Origin of the sequence: Cryobacterium sp. PAMC25264 (genome assembly GCF_019443325.1) — a bacterium.
GTDB lineage: Bacteria > Actinomycetota > Actinomycetes > Actinomycetales > Microbacteriaceae > Cryobacterium.
Map to the genome: position 1 here is coordinate 2,676,048 of NZ_CP080383.1, position 15,953 is coordinate 2,692,000.

Here is a 15,953-nt window from a genome sequence, read left to right on the forward strand (position 1 = left end):
ACTGCATCTCGGCGGGGGGAATGGGCAGGCGCATGACGATCGCATCCACGTTGTCTGGTTGGTAGTAGCCGCGGCGCACGCCGAGGTCTTCGAAGCCGAGCGAGCGGTAGAGGTGCTGGGCGCCGGGGTTGTCTGCGCGCACCTCGAGGAAGGTCTCGCGGGCGCCGCGCTTGCGGGCCTCGCTGATCAGGCTGAGCATGAGTACCCGGCCCAGGCCCCGGCCGCGGGCTTCCTCGGCCACGGCGATGGTTTGGATATCACTCTCGGGCGACCGCTGGGCGGCCTGCAGGCCGGCGTAGGCGACGATGTGGTCGGGGGCGTCGGGCGGGAACGCGACCAGGTAGTAGCAGCCGGGGTCGGCGACGTCGCGGGCCATCATCTCGGTGGACCAGGCGTCATTGACGAAAATCGACGTCTCCAGGGCCATGATCGCGTCGACGTCGTCGGCGGCGGCGCGGCGCAGCTGCCAGGTCATCAGCTCACCCGCTTGGGGCCGTTTTTGGACACCGTGACGTCGGGCGAGCGCAGGTAGAGCGCGTCATCGGCAGCGAACGGGCGACCGGCGGCGAAGGTGAGTTCGGCCACCATCCCCAGGTCTCCGGCGGAGATGGTGCTGGCGTCCAGGCGGGGCATCCCGGCATGTTCGAAGTCGCCCTCGAGCAGCTCGGCGGGTTTGGCGAGCGCGGGCGGGCCGATGCGCACGGGCAGGGTCTCTGCATCCGCCCCGCTGTACGCGGACCAGTAGACCTCGCGGCGGCGGGCGTCGGTGACCACGAGCAGCGGGCCGGTGTGGCCGGTGCGGTAGTGGCCGTAGGCGATGGCATCGTGACTGATCACCGGCACGAGGGGGCGGCCGATGCCGAGGGCGAAGACCCGGGCGGCGGCGATACCGACGCGGAGGCCCGTGAACGGGCCGGGGCCCATGCCGCCGACCACGCCGGAGAGCGCCGTGACGGGGATGCCGGCCTCGGTGAGACACTCCTGGATGAGGCGGCCGACCACCTCGGCGTGGCGCATGGTGTCGGGGATGCCGCGTTCGGCGATCACACCCTGGGTCAGGTCGACGACGGCGACGCTGGTGCCGGCGGAGGTATCGATGGCGAGGAGCACCCGTCCAGCCTATGCGGCCCCGGCACATCCGCTCGCCGGGCCTGCACCGCCCGCAACTGTTGCCGCATCGGACTACTGGCCCCGGTGCGCAGGGGCCACTTGTCCGCACCGGGACCAGTTGGGCTCAGGGGCTCGTGGTGCGGAGGGCCTTCACGGTGAGTTGGGCGGCGGCGAGGATCAGCAGCACGGCGAAGAGGATGCTCGACAGCCGCGGCGGGATCAGCAGCGCGAGCGCCACCCCGGGCACCGCGGCCACCGTGGCGGTGACGCCCACCACCAGGCCGGCGCGCAGGTCAACGAGCTTGGCGCGCAGGTTGGCGATGGTGCCGACGATGCTCGTGGGCACCAGCACCAGAAGGGAGGTGCCCTTGGCGATGAGGTCGCTCACACCGAACACCGCCACGAGTGCCGGCACCGCGATGACGCCGCCGCCGATGCCGAACAGGCCGGATGCGACCCCCATCGCCAGACCCAGGGCCAGGTACCCGAGCACCACGAGCACACTGAGCTCCAGGGCCGCGCCGCGCTCGGGTTCGACGACCACCATACGTGCGGCGACGACCACGAGGAGCGCGATGAAGAGCCAGCGCAGCCAGAAGAGGGGGATGCGTTGCAGCAGGTTGCTGCCGATGATCGACCCGACCACGGCGCCGCCTGCGATGATCACGCCCGCGACCAGGTCGATGTGGCCGTTGGCCAGATACGTGATCGACCCCACGATGGAGGTGGGCACGATCGCCGCGAGCGAGGTGGTGGCGGCCTGGCGCTGGTTCATCTGCACGAGGGAGATGAGCAGGGGCACCATCACGATGCCGCCGCCCACGCCGAAGACGCCCGAGAGCAGTCCGCCGATCAGGCCGGTGAGGATGAGGGCAAGCCAGTACCAGGTGCCCCTGGGGCTTGCGGGGGCGGCCGGGATAGCCGGGGTAGTGCTCATTCGGCGGCCGGCCCGTCAGGGCTGGCGGCAGTGTCAGCGGCGGCGGGCTTCGAGCCGGCGGCGTCGCTTTCCGTGCCGGCCAGGTCGGCCAGGCCGAGGTCGGCCTCCCAGCGGGGTCCGACTCCGGTGACCGTCACCGTGCGCGGCTCGGCCCGGTCGAGGTCGGCGTCGAGGTCCGCGTCATCCGCGTCGGAATCAGAGCCCGCGGCCACGGCCACGGCCACGGAGGCGCCCAGCGGGCGCACGATCTCCACGTCGAGCCAGGACTCGGTGATGCCCTCGAGCAGCCCCCGGCCCCACTCCACCACCACGATCGAGCGGGCGAAGTCGATGTCGAGGTCGTCGAGTTCCATGGCGCTGTTCAGCCGGTAGGCATCCACGTGCACGAGCGGCGGGCCGCCGACCGTGCTGGGATGTGTGCGCGCGAGCACGAAGGTGGGGCTGGTGACCGGGCCGCGCACCTGCAACCCCTCGCCGAGGCCGCGGGTGAAGGTGGTCTTGCCGGCGCCGAGCGGTCCGGTGAGCACCATGAGGTCCCCGGCACGGAGCACTCCGGCCAGCTCCATGCCCAGCGCGTGCATGGCTTCGGGGTCGTCGATGATTCGGCGCATCGGCGGCTACTCCCCCGGGCTTGTGGAGTCGGAGGCATCGGTGCTGCGCGGCGTTCCGGGTGCCGGCGCACCGGTGGCCGGTGACGGGGTCGTCGAATCCGTCGCCGCACCGTCGGCGGTCGCGCCCACGTACCGCCGGGGCACCCGGGCACCGACCCGGGTGACGATGTCGTAGTTGATGGTGCCCGCCGCCGCGCCCCACTCGGCGGCGCTCGGCGCCCCGGTGCTGGGGTCGCCGAACAGCACCACGTCGTCGCCGACGGCGACCGGCACGGCGCCCACGTCCACCAGGAACTGGTCCATGGCGATGCGGCCCACCACGGGATGCTGCACCCCGCCGATCGAGACGAAGGCGGCGTTCATGGCCTGCCGGGGCACCCCGTCGGCATAGCCGAGCGGCACCAGGGCCAGCGTGGTGTCCGTGCTCGCGCGCCAGAGATAGTCGTAGGAGACGCCCGCGCCGGCGGCGATCTGACGCACCGCGGCGACCCGGCCGCGCAATGTCATCGCGGGGGTCAGCCCGAGTGCGGCGGAGTCGGCGTCGTCGAACGGGGATTGCCCGTAGATGCCGATGCCCAGCCGCACCATCGTGTGCCGGGCTGCGGGCAACCGCAGCGCTGCCGCGGTGGAGGCCAGGTGCGCCAGATCCACCGTGAGGCCGGCGGTCGCGGCCGCGGCCAGACCCCGGTCGAAGCTGAGCAGTGCGGCCTCGTCGTCGGCCGGCGAGGTGTTGGCGAGGTGGCTGAACACGCCGCGCACCCGCAGCCGGCCCACCCGCTCGAACGCCGCGGCGAGGCCGAACACCTCGGCCCAGTCCGCTTCGTCCACACCGTTGCGGTTGAGACCGGTCTCGATCTTGATCTGCACGGATGCGGTACGGCCCACACTCAGCGCCGCATCCGCCGCCTGGCGCACCTGCGCGGCCGAGGACAGGCCGAGGTCGATGTCGGCGGTGATGCCGGCGGCGAACTCGGGGTCGGGGCCGTGCAACCAGGCCAGCAGCGGGGCGTCGATGCCGGCGGCGCGGAGGGCCAGGGCTTCGTCGAGGTCGGCGACGCCGAGCCAGTCCGCTCCCCCGGCCAGGGCAGCGCGAGCCACCTGCGCGGCGCCGTGGCCGTAGCCGTTGGCCTTGACCACGGCCATGGTGTGCCGGGTGCCGATGAGGCTGCGCAGGTGGGCCACGTTGGCCTGCACGGCAGCGAGGTCGATGACGGCTTCGCGGAAGGCGCTGCTCATTTGTCGCCCTCCAGCACCACGAACGCGCAGGCGACGCCGGCGTCGTGGGTGAGACTGAGGTGCACGCCCGTGATGCCGCGCGAAGCCAGGGCCGCCGCGGCCACTCCGGTCAGCGCGAAGGACGGGTTTCCGTCGGGGTCGGAGACCACTTCCATCTCCTGCCAGCTCGCGCCCACGCTGCCGCCGAGCGCCTTGATCAGCGCTTCCTTGGCGGCGAACCGGGCCGCCAGCGAGTGCGGCGGCAGTGCTCGTTCGGCGGGCGCGAACAACCGGGGGATCAGCCCGGGCGTGCGGGCGACCTGCCGGTCGAAGCGTGCCAGGTCGACGATGTCGACCCCGATGCCCTTGATCAACGTGTCCTCATCCCGTGGGTGGCGGCGAAATGCCCAGGGTGCGCGCCGCACCGCTGTCGCGGTGGAGCGGTGCGGGCCCTGGGCATCCGGCTGGCTGTGACTTACTCGACCGTGACGGACTTGGCCAGGTTGCGCGGCTGGTCCACGTCCAGGCCCTTGGCGGTGGCCAGTTCGATGGCGAACATCTGCAGCGGCACGACGGCCAGCAGCGGTTCGAACAGCGGCGCGGCCAGCGGGATGTGGAACACCGAGTCCGCGAACGGCAGCACCGCGGCGTCGCCCTGCTCGGCGATCGCGATGATGCGGGCACCACGGGCGCGGATCTCCTGGATGTTGGAGACCACCTTGGGGTGCAGGTGCGCGGAGCCGCGGGGGCTCGGCACCACCACGAAGACCGGCTGGCCGGGCTCGATGAGCGCGATCGGGCCGTGCTTGAGCTCACCGGCGGCGAAGCCCTCGGCGTGGATGTAGGCGAGCTCCTTGAGTTTGAGCGCACCCTCGAGCGCGATCGGGAAGCCCACGTGACGGCCCAGGAACAGCACCGCGCGGGTGTCGGTCATCCAGGTGGCCAGCTGGTGCACGGCCTCGCCCTGCAGCAGGGTCGTGGCGAGCTTCTCCGGATGGCCTGCAGTTCGGCGACCTGCTCGGCGAGCTCCTCGAGCGAGAGGGTGCCCCGCACCCGGGCCAGGTGCAGCGCGAAGAGGTACAGCGCGGCGATCTGGGCGGTGAAGCCCTTCGTCGACGCCACAGCGACCTCGGGTCCGGCGTGCGTGTAGATCACGGCGTCGGATTCGCGCGGGATGGTGGCGCCCTGGGTGTTGCAGATCGAGATGGCCTTGGCGCCGGCCTCGCGGGCGTACTTCACGGCCATCAGGGTGTCCATGGTCTCGCCGGACTGGCTGATCGAGATCACCAGGGTGTGGTCGTCGAGCACCGGGTCGCGGTAGCGGAACTCGTGGCTGAGCTCCACGTCCACGGGCACTTTGGCCCACTTCTCGATGGCGTACTTGGCGGTCTGGCCGGCGTAGGCGGCGGTACCGCAGGCGACGATCACGATGCGGCGGATGCCGGCGAGCACGTCGTCGCCGAAGGCCTCGAGCTCGGGCACGACGGCCTGGCCGTCGTGGATGCGGCCGCGCAGGGTGTTGGTGACGGCATCCGGCTGCTCGGAGATCTCTTTGGCCATGAAGGAGGACCAGCCGCCCTTTTCACTGGCGGAGGCATCCCAGGCGATGTCGAACTCTTCGACCTCGACGGGCGCGCCGAAGAAGTCGGTGACGGTGACGAGGTCGGGGGTGATCGTGACGATCTGGTCCTGGCCGATCGCTACGGCGCGGCGGGTGTACTCCACGAACGCGGCCACGTCGGAGCCGAGGAAGTTCTCGCCCTCGCCCAAGCCGATGACCAGGGGCGAGTTGCGGCGGGCGCCGACGACGACGCCGGGCTGGTCTTCGTGCACGGCGAGCAGCGTGAACGCACCGTCCAGGCGCGACACGACGGTGCGGAACGCTTCGGCGAGGTCGCCGACACGCTGGTATTCCCGTCCGAGCAGCACGGCGGCCACCTCGGTGTCGGTTTCGCTGAGGAACGTGTAGCCCTCGGCAAGGAGTTCGGCCTTGAGCGGCGCGAAGTTCTCGATGATGCCGTTGTGGATGAGGGCGAGCTTGCCGTTGTCACCGAGGTGCGGGTGCGCGTTGCCGTCGGTGGGTCCACCGTGCGTGGCCCAACGGGTGTGACCGATGCCGGTGACTCCGTTGGGAATCGGATGCGCCTCGAGCTCGGCTGCGAGCACCGCGAGCTTGCCGGCACGCTTGGCCGTGTTGAGCTTGCCGGTCGCGTCGATCACCGCGATTCCCGCCGAGTCATAGCCCCGGTACTCAAGTCGACGCAGCCCGCCCATGAGCACTTCGACGCTCTTGTTGTCTCCGACATATCCCACGATTCCGCACATGGGCCTGATTTTAGTCGCACTATGCTTGCGTAGATGTCCGAGCCGCTGGTGAGCCCAGGTAATACCGGTCACAGCACCCCCTTTGTGGAGCTCGATCGTGCTGTGTGGGCCTCCCTCGCGCCCTCGACCCGGCTGCCGTTGCGTGAAACCGAGGTTGTGCAGTTGCGTGGCCTGGGCGAGCCGCTCGACATCAATGAGGTGTCGGATGTCTACCTGCCGCTCAGCCGGCTGCTCAACCTCTACGCCGCCGGCGCTCGCAAACTGCACCGCGACACCAGCGACTTCCTCGGCGAACGTGCCGGGGCCACCCCGTTCGTGATCGGCGTGGCCGGGTCGGTGGCGGTGGGCAAGTCCACCATCGCGCGCCTGCTGCGTGAGCTGCTCGCCCGCTGGGAAGACACCCCCCGGGTGGAACTGGTCACCACCGACGGGTTCCTCTTCCCCAACGCCGAGCTGGCCCGCCGCGGGCTGATGGAACGCAAGGGTTTCCCCGAGTCGTACGACCGGCGCGCGCTGCTGCGCTTCGTCAGCGCGATCAAGAGCGGCGCCGCCGAGGTGCGCGCCCCGTTCTACTCGCACCTCAACTACGACATCGTGCCCGACGCGCAGGTGGTCGTGCGGCAGCCCGACATCCTGATCGTGGAGGGTCTGAACGTGCTGCAGCCGCCGGCGCCGGGCCACGGGCTCGCGGTGAGCGACCTGTTCGACTTCACCATCTACGTGGATGCGCGCACCTCCGACATCTCGCGCTGGTACGAGGAGCGTTTCCTCGGGCTGCAGCGCGGGGCGTTCACCAACCCCAAGTCGTTCTTCCACCGGTTCGCCTCCCTCAGCGAGGACGAGGCCCGAGCGCGGGCGCGCACCATCTGGGGCACGATCAACGAGCCCAACCTGCTGCAGAACATCCGTCCCACGCGCTCCCGCGCCACGCTGGTGCTGCGCAAGGACTCCGACCACACGGTCGACAAGGTGCTGCTCCGCAAGGTCTGAGTCGCACGTGTGGCGGCACCTCCTCGGGTCGCGGCGTCGCGACTTGCCACATAGCGCCCCTCTGAGTGTGCTGAAGAGGCACCAAGTGGCGACTCGCGCGATCGTTGTCTTGCGACTTGCCAGATTGCGCCCCTTCGCGGGCGCTGAAGGGGCACCAAGTGGCAACTCGCGGCGTTGGCCTGGCCGGGTACGGTCGAGGGATGGACTTTGAGCTGCACACCCAACGGCTGCTGCTGCGGCGTTGGCTGCCCAGCGACCGCGCGCCGTTCGCCCTGCTCAACGCGGATGCCGAGGTGATGCGATACTTCCCCGCCCGGCTGGACCGCGCGCAGAGTGACGGTCTCGCTGCACGCGCCGACGCGCTGTTCGATGTGTACGGCTACGGGCTGTGGGCGCTCGAGCGACTGGACACCGGCGAGTTCATCGGCTTCACCGGTCTCGCTCCGATGCCGGAGGGCGTCCCCGGTGCCGGCGGCGTCGAAGTGGGCTGGCGGTTGGCCCCATCGGCATGGGGTCACGGCTTCGCGACCGAGGCGGCGACGGCGGCCCTGCGGTTCGGGTTCGAGACCATGGAGCTGACCGAGGTGAACTCGATCACGGCGGTGGTCAACATCCGCTCGCGGAAGGTGATGGAGCGGCTCGGGATGCGGCCCGCCGGCGAGTTCGACCACCCGCGGCTCGCCCCGGGCTCGGCCCTCCGGAGACACGTGCGGTACCGTCTGCCCGCCGTCTAAAAGCCCGCCGGAACCGCCCGCGCCGACACGTCCGGCGGTCGGGACGGCACAAACCGACAGTCGTCACGAACCGCCTGAATTTTCGCAGCAGGCGCCCAGACCGTCGGTTCTAGGCTTGTTCGGTGGTGTCAGCCGCCCCGTGGCGGCGACACGTCGACGACCGACGAAAGGTACAACATTGCCCTCTGACCAGTACATCTTCGAAGACCCGTCCAAGAAGTACGCCGACATCGACACCACCGCGCAGTCCCAGGAGGGCGCCGGGCTGGACGCCAATCTGAACAACACCGCTGACCGCGGGGAGACCTCCTACCGCGGCTCGGAGCGCCTCACCGGACGCAAGGCGCTCGTCACCGGAGGCGACTCCGGCATCGGCGCCGCCGTGGCCATCGCGTTCGCCCGCGAAGGGGCGGATGTGGCCATCTCCTACCTCCCCGAGGAGGAAGAGGACGCCCAGAAGATCGTCGCACTCATCGAGGAGGCCGGCCGCACCGCCGTCGCCCTGCCCGGCGACCTGACCGACGCGGCCTTCTGCCGCGAAATCATCGGCAGTGCGGTCGATGGACTCGGCGGCCTGGACATCCTGGTGAACAACGCCGGTAAGCAGCAGCATGTGGAGGACCTGCTCGAGCTCAGCGACGAGCAGTTCGACGAGACCTTCAAGACCAACGTGTACGCGATGTTCTGGCTCACCAAGGCGGCCCTGCCGCACCTCAAGCCGGGCTCGACCATCATCAACACCACCTCGATCCAGGCCTACTCCCCCTCGGAGAACCTGGTCGACTACGCCTCCACGAAGGCCACGATCAACGCGTTCACCAAGGCGCTCGGTCAGCAGTTGGCGCCGAAGGGCATCCGGGTCAACGCCGTGGCGCCCGGACCGATCTGGACGCCGCTGCAGACCGCGGGCGGCCAGCCCACCGAGGAGCTGCCCGAGTTCGGCGAGCGGACCCCGCTGGGGCGTCCCGGCCAGCCGGCCGAGCTGGCCCCGGCCTACGTCTTTCTGGCGTCGGGCGAATCCAGCTACGTCATCGGCGAGACCCTGAACGTGAACGGCGGCATGCCCACGCCGTAACGGCACCACGACGGATGCGGGCGGTCAGGTTCTCCTGGCCGCCCGTTTTTGTGCTCCCAGGGCTCGACCAACGCGACCCCTACGGTGATCGAGCTTGTCGAGATCCCGCGAGCCAAACGCATACGCGACGACCCTCACCAGGTCTCGACAACCTCGACCAACAAGACCGGAACGAACGCAAACCCGGTCACCAGGTCTCGACAAGCTCGACCAACGACACCGCCGAGACCAACGACACCGCCGAGACCAACGCGACCCTCACGGTGATCGAGCTTGTCGAGATCCCGCGACCCGAACGCGTACCCGACAACACTCACGAGGTCTTGACCAGCTCGACCAACGAGACCGCCGAGACCAACGCGATGGCCGAGACCAACGCGATGGCCGAGACGGGCGCGACCCATCCGGCGATCGAGCTTGTCGAGATCCCTCGAGCCGAACGCGCGAGAGGGGTGTGCTCAGGCGACAGGCAGGGCCAGGCGGTTCTTCACGACGTCGGCCAGCGCATGTGCCAGGCGGTCAGCGGTGGGCTGGTCAGCGGCTTCCACCATGACCCGCACCATCGGTTCGGTGCCGGAGGGACGCAGCAGCACCCGGCCGGTGTCGCCGAGTTCGATTTCGGCGTCGCGCACGGCCTGGGCGATGACCTCGTCGCCGGCGAGGGCGTGGTGGTCGACGCCGCGCACGTTCACGAGGATCTGCGGGAACACCGTCATGACGCTGGCCAGCTCGGCGAGGGTCTTGCCGGTGCGTGCCATCTCGGCCACGAGGTGCAGGCCGGTGAGGATCCCGTCGCCGGTGGTGGCGAACTTCGTCATGATGACGTGCCCGCTCTGCTCGCCGCCGAGCGAGAGAGAGTGCGCGTCGAGTTCTTCGAGCACGTAGCGGTCGCCCACCTTCGACTCGATCATGCTGATGCCGTTGGCGGCCATGGCCTTCTTCAGGCCCAGGTTGCTCATCACCGTCGCCACCAGGGTGCGGTCGGTCAGCACGCCGCGTTCGGCCATCGACACGGCCAGGATCGCCATGATCTGGTCGCCGTCGACGATGTTGCCGTCGCGGTCCACGGCCAGGCAGCGGTCGGCGTCGCCGTCGTGGGCGATGCCCACGTCGGCGCCATGCTCGAGCACAGCGCGGGCGAGGTTGTCGAGGTGGGTCGAGCCCACCCCGTCGTTGATGTTGAGGCCGTCGGGGTCCGCACCGATGACGGTCACGCGGGCACCGGCATCCGTGAACACCTGCGGCGACACACCGGCAGCAGCGCCATGGGCGCAGTCGAGCACCACGTGGATACCGTCGAGCCGGTGCGGAAGGGTGCCGAGCAGGTGCACGACGTAGCGGTCCTCGGCGTCGGCGAAGCGGCGGATGCGTCCGACGTCGCCGGCGATCGGGGTGAGCAGCTGGTCGCCGGCGGCGAGAACCGCCTCGATGCGGTCCTCCACGTCGTCGGGTAGCTTGGTGCCGCCGAAGGCGAAGAACTTGATGCCGTTGTCGGGGGCAGGGTTGTGCGAGGCGGAGATCATCACGCCGAAGTCTGCGCCGATGTCGGCGATGAGGAACGCGGCGGCGGGCGTCGGGATGACGCCGGCGTCCAACACGTCTACGCCGGAGCTGGCCAAGCCTGCTGCAACGGCGGAGGTGATGAATTCACCGGAAATGCGGGGGTCGCGGGCGACCACGGCGACGGGGCGGCGGCCCTGTGCGCGGCGGAGTTCCGCGCGACGGCCCGAGGTGAGCACCACGGCGCTCGCCTGGGCGAGGCCCAGGGCCAGGCCAGCCGTGAGATCACGGTTAGCCAGGCCCCGGACGCCGTCCGTGCCGAATAGTCGAGCCATAGGAGTGCGAACTCGACTAGCGGGTTAGCGCTTCGAGAACTGCGGCGCCTTGCGGGCCTTCTTGAGTCCGGCCTTCTTGCGCTCCTTGACGCGAGCGTCACGGTTGAGGAAGCCGGCCTTCTTGAGGATCGCGCGGTTGTTCTCTTCGTCGATCTGGTTCAGCGAGCGGGCGATGCCGAGACGCAGCGCGCCGGCCTGGCCGGACGGGCCACCACCGGTGATGCGTGCGATGACGTCGTAGCTGCCGAGCAGGTCGAGGACCTTGAACGGGTCGTTGATGAGCTGCTGGTGGAGCTTGTTCGGGAAGTAGTCGTCGAGCTCGCGCCCGTTGACGACGATCTTGCCGGCACCCGGGACGATGCGCACGCGGGCGATGGCCTGCTTGCGACGGCCCACGGCTGCGCCGGGAACGTTGAGGACGGCGCGGGGCGCCTTGGTTGCTGCTTCAGCGGGAGTCTCGGTGGAGTAACTCTCGGGAGCTGCGTCAATCTGGTCTGCGATCTTCGCCACGATGGTGTGAATCCTTTTTTCTTAGATATCGAGAAGTCTGGGGGCCGACGCTACTGAGCGACCTGGCTGAGGGTGTACGGCTTGGGCTGCTGCGCAGCGTGCGGGTGGCTCGGGCCTTCGTAGACCTTGAGCTTCAGCAGCTGTGCACGGCCGAGCGAGTTCTTCGGCAGCATGCCGCGAATCGCCTTCTCAACCGCACGGGTGGGGTGCTTCTCGAGCATCTCCGCGTAGGTGGTAGCCGTCAGGCCGCCCGGGTAACCGGAGTGGCGGTAGGCCTTCTTCTGCTCGAGCTTCGCGCCGGTGAGGGCGATCTTCTCGGCGTTGATGATGATGACGAAGTCGCCACCGTCCATGTGGGGGGAGAAGGTCGCCTTGTGCTTGCCGCGAAGGAGAATCGCGGCGTGGCTGGCGAGCCGACCCAGAATGATGTCGGTGGCATCGATGACGACCCAGTCGTGCTGGAGTTCGCTTGCCTTGGGAGTATAAGTGCGCGTCACTGTTGTGCTGCTTTCTTGTTCGAACGGAGGTGTTCGTGAATCCCGCTCCGGGTGTGTTCTCGAAGAGAACACGATCGATGGAGGGCTCACGTTCGCGGGCCTGGCTGCAACGCTCAGACACCAAAGGTCAACACTAGTTCACCGGGTTACCGCCGCACAACTCCGCAGACCAGATCCGCGCGAATCTACTCGTCTTCGGGCAGTTCCCGGCGGGCCCGGGTCTGAGCGGCACGGATGGCCATACCCGCGTCCTCCGGGTAACCCACCGCCATGAGGGTGAGCCCGTGCGCCTGCATCACCTTGAACTCGCTGGTGCGGGCCCGCTCGATGCGCAGGTCCACCAGGCGGGTGCCCACTAGTTTGCCCTCCCCCACCGACACGCAGGCGCCCACGAGCGCGCGCACCATCGAGTGGCAGAACGCGTCAGCCTGCACCGTCGCCACGAGCACCCCGTCGGGGTCACGCCGCCAGTCGAAGGACTGCAGGGTGCGGATGGTCGTGGCCCCTGGCCGCGGCTTGCAGTAGGTGGCGAAGTCGTGCAGCCCGATCAGGGTGGCCGCGGCCTCCTGCATCGCGGGCAGGTCGAGGGCGAAACCGTGCCAGGTGGTGCGCATCCGTTGCAGCGGGTCGTGCAGCGCCTGGGTGTCGGCGATGCGGTATTCGTAGCGGCGCCAGAGCGCGGAGAAGCGCGCGTCGAAGCCGACGGGTGCGATGGTGGCGCTGCGGATCACGATCTCGGGCTGGGTGACCAGGATGCCGCCGAGCCGGCGCTGCACCATAGAGGCCAGCTCGTTGGGGTATTTGGGGGCGCCCCGGCCGCGCTTGACCCGCACGAGGCTGTCGACCTGATCGGCGTTGAGGTCGAAGTGAGCCACCTGGCCCAGAGCGTGCACGCCGGAGTCGGTGCGCCCGGCGACCACGAGGTCCGGGGTGGGCTGGTGCCGCTTCAGGATGGCGCCCAGGCCCTCTTCGATCTGGCCCTGAATGGTCTTATAGCCGGGCTGGCGGGCCCAGCCGAAGAAGCCTGTGCCGTCGTACGCCACGTCGAGGCGGATGCGGGTGGAGCCGGGTTCGGGCAGTGCGTCGGATGGCTCCGCGAGCGCGCCATCCGGGTTGAGGTCCGTCAGCACCGACAGCGGAAGGCCGTCTACGGGCTCGGGAAAACTCACAGAGGTCAGTGTAGAGGCCCGGCCGGGTTATCGTTGGACGGGCCTTCGACAGGCCCCCTCGCTATGACCAGCACTTTCCGCACGGACCCTCGCTCCCCCGCCACAGCCCTCTCCGCAGCCGGGTCGGGCACGGCATCCGGGCCACCGGCGCCGAGGGGGTCACCGGGCCGGGCCGGCGCCGCCTCAGCGGCCTCGACGGGCTCAGGGGTCTCGCCGTTGCGTTCGTCGTGGTCTACCACCTGTTCCCGCCGGCGCTCCGCGGCGGTTTCATCGGCGTGGACATCTTCTTCGTGATCAGCGGCTTCCTCATCACCGGGCTGATCGTGGCCGAGCAGGGTAGCACCGGCCGGTTCTCTCCGCGCAGGTTCTGGCTGCACCGGGCCCGCCGGTTGATCCCCGCGCTGGTGCCGTTGGTGCTCGTGGCGTGCACGACGGCCTGGCTGATCGGCGGCGACGTTCTGGTGGGCCTCGGCTGGAAACTGCTCGGCACCGCGACGTTCAGCTACAACTGGGTGTCACTGACCGCGCACACCAGCTACTTCGACTCCGGCCAACCGGAGCTCTTCCGCAACCTCTGGTCACTCGCGGTGGAGGAACAGTTCTACCTGCTCTGGCCGCTCATCCTCTTGCTGCTGCTGCGCCTGCGCCGCCCGGGCCTCCGCCTGGCCCTGGTGGCCGCGCTCGCGCTCGCCTCGGCCGTGTGGATGGGCATCGGCTTCCAGCCCGGCAGCGACCCCACCCGGGTCTACTACGGCTCCGACACGCACAGCTTCGGCCTACTGATCGGCGCCTGCCTGGCCCTCCTGCTGCGCCCGCGCACCGCAGTTCAGGGCGCGCAGCAGTCTGCGGTGCGTGCGAACGCCACGATCTATCCGCAGGCCGGCGCGCCCGACGACCTCGACCCCGACCGCGTGCCGGTCCGCCGTTCCCTCGCCGCCGCCCGCCCCTGGTGGGGTGCGGGCGCCGTGGCGGGCCTGCTCGCCGCCGCCATCTGGCTGCCCGACAACTCCGCCACCACCTACCGGGGCGGCCTCCTGCTGGTCTCCCTGCTCAGCGCCGTGGTCATCTGGGCGGCCATCGCCGACGGCCGATTCGGGCGGATGCTCGACTCCGCTCCCCTGCGCTACCTCGGCGAGCGGTCCTACGGCCTCTACCTCTGGCACTGGCCGCTGCTGGTGCTCGTGCAGCTCTGGGCCCCCGTCGGCGTCGACCCCTGGAACATCGTGGGCACGGGACTCATCACCCTGGTCCTCGCCCTCACCGCCGCCGCGCTCTCGTACCGCTGGCTGGAGACCCCGATCCGCCGCCTGGGCCTGCGCGGCGCGCTCCGGCGGCTGCGCGCCTGGGCCCCTCGCCCCACCACCGCACCCCTCGGCGCGGGCCCGGTGGCGGGCGTTTCGCAACACCGTCGGCCGCGGGCAACCCTCGTGGGTGTCGCTGTCGCGACGGTGCTGCTGGTGGCCGGCACCGCCGCATCCGTGATCACGGCACCGGCGATGACCTCGGCGCAGACCGAGGTGCTGCGCGGCCAGCAGGCGCTCGACCGGGCCGCCGAGGCCGCCGAGGCTCAGGCCGCTGCCGCTGCCGCCGCGCAGGCCGCGGGGGTGGCCGCTGAAGCCACCCGCGGCTCCACCATCACCGCTGTCGGCGACTCGGTCATGCTGGCCTCCGCGGCCGAACTTCAGGCGGAGTTCCCCGGCATCGCGATCGACGCCCAGGTGTCCCGCGGCATGGATGCCGCGCCCGAGATCCTCGCCGCGCAGCGCGACGCCGGCACCCTGCGCCCGGTCGTGGTTGTGGGCCTGGGCACCAACGGCCCGATCACTGCGTCCGAACTCGCCGACATCATGCGGTCCATCGGGCCGAGCCGCGAACTCATCGTGGTCAACGCCTTCGCCGAGCGGGACTGGACCGCAGGCGTCAACGCCGAGCTGGCGGACTTCTCGGCGCACCGCGCCCGCGTCGCCCTGGCCGACTGGAGTGCCGCGATCGCCCCGCACGTGGACGTACTCGCCGACGACGGCATCCACCCCGGCCCCACCGGTGGCGCTGTCTACGCCGACGCCGTGGCTGCCGCGCTCGATAGCCTCGCGGATGCGCCCGAAGCCCCGGTGCCCGGCCCTGACACCCTGCAGGCCTTCCGCCCGCAGCCGCGCTAGCCTCTCCCCCACGGTGCCCAAGCCCGACAGCCGCCGTGCTGCACGCTCCTGGGCCTTCGCTGCACCGCCTGTAGGCGACTGCGCCCGCTATAGCGGGCGCGGTCACCCGCCAGAGGTGCGGTGAACGCATCCGGGCACACAAAAAAGGGCCCGACCGAAGTCGGGCCCTTTCAGGTACTACAGGTTCAGCAGGTGGTGCTGATGCTACTTGGCTTCCTCAGCGGATGCGTCGGTAGCGTCGGCCTCAACGGTCTCGGCTTCGACAGCGTCGGCTTCGACAACCTCAGCCTCGGGGGCTTCGGACGGGGCGACGGTCTCCTCGGCTACGGGCGCGGACGCCTTCGCGGAGGCCTTGTTCGACTTCACCTTGGGCGTGACGGGCTCGAGAACGAGCTCCATCTGCACCATGGAGGCGTTGTCGCCCTTGCGGAAGCCGAGCTTCGTGATGCGGGTGTAGCCGCCATCGCGGAGCGCAACCTGGGGCGCGATCTCGGTGAAGAGCTCGTGCACGACGGTCTTGTCGCCGATCGTCGCGAGCACGCGACGACGAGCGTGCAGGTCGCCACGCTTGGCGAAAGTCACCAGGCGCTCGGCAACCGGACGCAGGCGCTTGGCGCGCGTCTCGGTCGTCTTGATGGACTTGTGGGTGAACAGGCTGGCGGCCAGGTTCGCGAGCATGAGGCGCTCGTGCGCCGGTCCGCCACCGAGACGGGCTCCCTTAGTGGGCTTAGGCATTATCGGTAATCTCCAGTATCAAAGTCGAAAGGCGTCGAGGAACGACGAGCC

Annotated in this window: 14 protein-coding genes and 2 pseudogenes; 4 read left to right on the forward strand and 12 right to left on the reverse strand. The window is 69.9% G+C overall.

The window, feature by feature from the left end:
* Positions 1–43: 43 nt before the first annotated feature.
* The 7 genes and pseudogenes from rimI to glmS all read right to left on the reverse strand — a co-directional run.
* Positions 44–475: pseudogene (gene rimI / locus KY500_RS19355) on the reverse strand (ribosomal protein S18-alanine N-acetyltransferase); the annotation flags it as partial.
* On the reverse strand, positions 475–1,110 hold the full coding sequence (gene tsaB / locus KY500_RS12400; protein ID WP_219900834.1) for a tRNA (adenosine(37)-N6)-threonylcarbamoyltransferase complex dimerization subunit type 1 TsaB: 636 nt from the start codon (positions 1,108–1,110) through the stop codon (positions 475–477). The gene tsaB and the pseudogene rimI, both read right to left, overlap by 1 nt.
* A 124-nt stretch (positions 1,111–1,234) precedes the next feature.
* A complete protein-coding gene (locus KY500_RS12405) occupies positions 1,235–2,047 on the reverse strand; it encodes a sulfite exporter TauE/SafE family protein (RefSeq protein ID WP_219900835.1) in 813 nt (270 codons plus the stop codon).
* Positions 2,044–2,658 (reverse strand): tRNA (adenosine(37)-N6)-threonylcarbamoyltransferase complex ATPase subunit type 1 TsaE, encoded by a 615-nt coding sequence (gene tsaE, locus KY500_RS19360; protein WP_255579262.1) that lies wholly within the window; start codon positions 2,656–2,658, stop codon positions 2,044–2,046. Before tsaE ends, KY500_RS12405 begins: the two co-directional genes overlap by 4 nt.
* A 6-nt stretch (positions 2,659–2,664) precedes the next feature.
* Positions 2,665–3,894, reverse strand: a complete 1,230-nt coding sequence (alr, locus tag KY500_RS12410; protein WP_255579264.1) for an alanine racemase — start codon at positions 3,892–3,894, stop codon at positions 2,665–2,667.
* Entirely contained in the window at positions 3,891–4,247 is a 357-nt protein-coding gene (locus KY500_RS12415) for a holo-ACP synthase (protein ID WP_219900836.1), read from the reverse strand. The genes alr and KY500_RS12415 overlap by 4 nt, the downstream gene beginning before the upstream one ends.
* A 101-nt stretch (positions 4,248–4,348) precedes the next feature.
* Positions 4,349–6,198 (reverse strand): annotated as a pseudogene (glmS, locus tag KY500_RS12420) (glutamine--fructose-6-phosphate transaminase (isomerizing)).
* 33 nt (positions 6,199–6,231) lie between these two features.
* Between glmS and coaA the strand changes: the two are divergent.
* From coaA to KY500_RS12435, 3 genes are all read left to right on the forward strand, one after another.
* A complete protein-coding gene (gene coaA, locus KY500_RS12425) occupies positions 6,232–7,188 on the forward strand; it encodes a type I pantothenate kinase (RefSeq protein WP_066597553.1) in 957 nt (318 codons plus the stop codon).
* 200 nt (positions 7,189–7,388) lie between these two features.
* Positions 7,389–7,922 carry a GNAT family N-acetyltransferase gene (locus KY500_RS12430; RefSeq protein ID WP_219900837.1) on the forward strand — a complete coding sequence of 178 codons (534 nt, stop codon included), beginning with the start codon at positions 7,389–7,391 and terminating at the stop codon, positions 7,920–7,922.
* A 178-nt stretch (positions 7,923–8,100) separates the two neighbouring features.
* Positions 8,101–8,997 carry an SDR family oxidoreductase gene (locus KY500_RS12435; protein WP_219900838.1) on the forward strand — a complete coding sequence of 299 codons (897 nt, stop codon included), beginning with the start codon at positions 8,101–8,103 and terminating at the stop codon, positions 8,995–8,997.
* A gap of 458 nt (positions 8,998–9,455) precedes the next feature.
* Here KY500_RS12435 and glmM read toward each other — a convergent pair whose 3' ends face one another.
* The 4 genes from glmM to truA all read right to left on the reverse strand — a co-directional run bounded on the left by glmM (position 9,456) and on the right by truA (position 13,008).
* On the reverse strand, positions 9,456–10,832 hold the full coding sequence (gene glmM, locus KY500_RS12440) for a phosphoglucosamine mutase (RefSeq protein WP_219900839.1): 1,377 nt from the start codon (positions 10,830–10,832) through the stop codon (positions 9,456–9,458).
* Positions 10,833–10,856: 24 nt separating this feature from the next.
* Positions 10,857–11,342 (reverse strand): 30S ribosomal protein S9, encoded by a 486-nt coding sequence (gene rpsI, locus KY500_RS12445; RefSeq protein ID WP_066597565.1) that lies wholly within the window; start codon positions 11,340–11,342, stop codon positions 10,857–10,859.
* Between the two features lie 50 nt (positions 11,343–11,392).
* The gene (gene rplM / locus KY500_RS12450; protein WP_219900840.1) at positions 11,393–11,839 is read right to left on the reverse strand and encodes a 50S ribosomal protein L13; all 447 of its coding nucleotides are present in this window, start codon (positions 11,837–11,839) and stop codon (positions 11,393–11,395) included.
* 185 nt (positions 11,840–12,024) lie between these two features.
* Complete coding sequence (truA, locus tag KY500_RS12455; protein WP_370626806.1) at positions 12,025–13,008, reverse strand: tRNA pseudouridine(38-40) synthase TruA; 984 nt, start codon at positions 13,006–13,008, stop codon at positions 12,025–12,027.
* Positions 13,009–13,142: 134 nt separating this feature from the next.
* Between truA and KY500_RS12460 the strand changes: the two genes are divergently transcribed.
* The gene (locus tag KY500_RS12460) at positions 13,143–15,167 is read left to right on the forward strand and encodes an acyltransferase family protein (RefSeq protein WP_219903428.1); all 2,025 of its coding nucleotides are present in this window, start codon (positions 13,143–13,145) and stop codon (positions 15,165–15,167) included.
* Positions 15,168–15,371: 204 nt separating this feature from the next.
* Here KY500_RS12460 and rplQ read toward each other — a convergent pair whose 3' ends face one another.
* A complete protein-coding gene (gene rplQ, locus KY500_RS12465; protein ID WP_219900841.1) occupies positions 15,372–15,902 on the reverse strand; it encodes a 50S ribosomal protein L17 in 531 nt (176 codons plus the stop codon).
* Between the last annotated feature and the right edge of the window lie 51 nt (positions 15,903–15,953).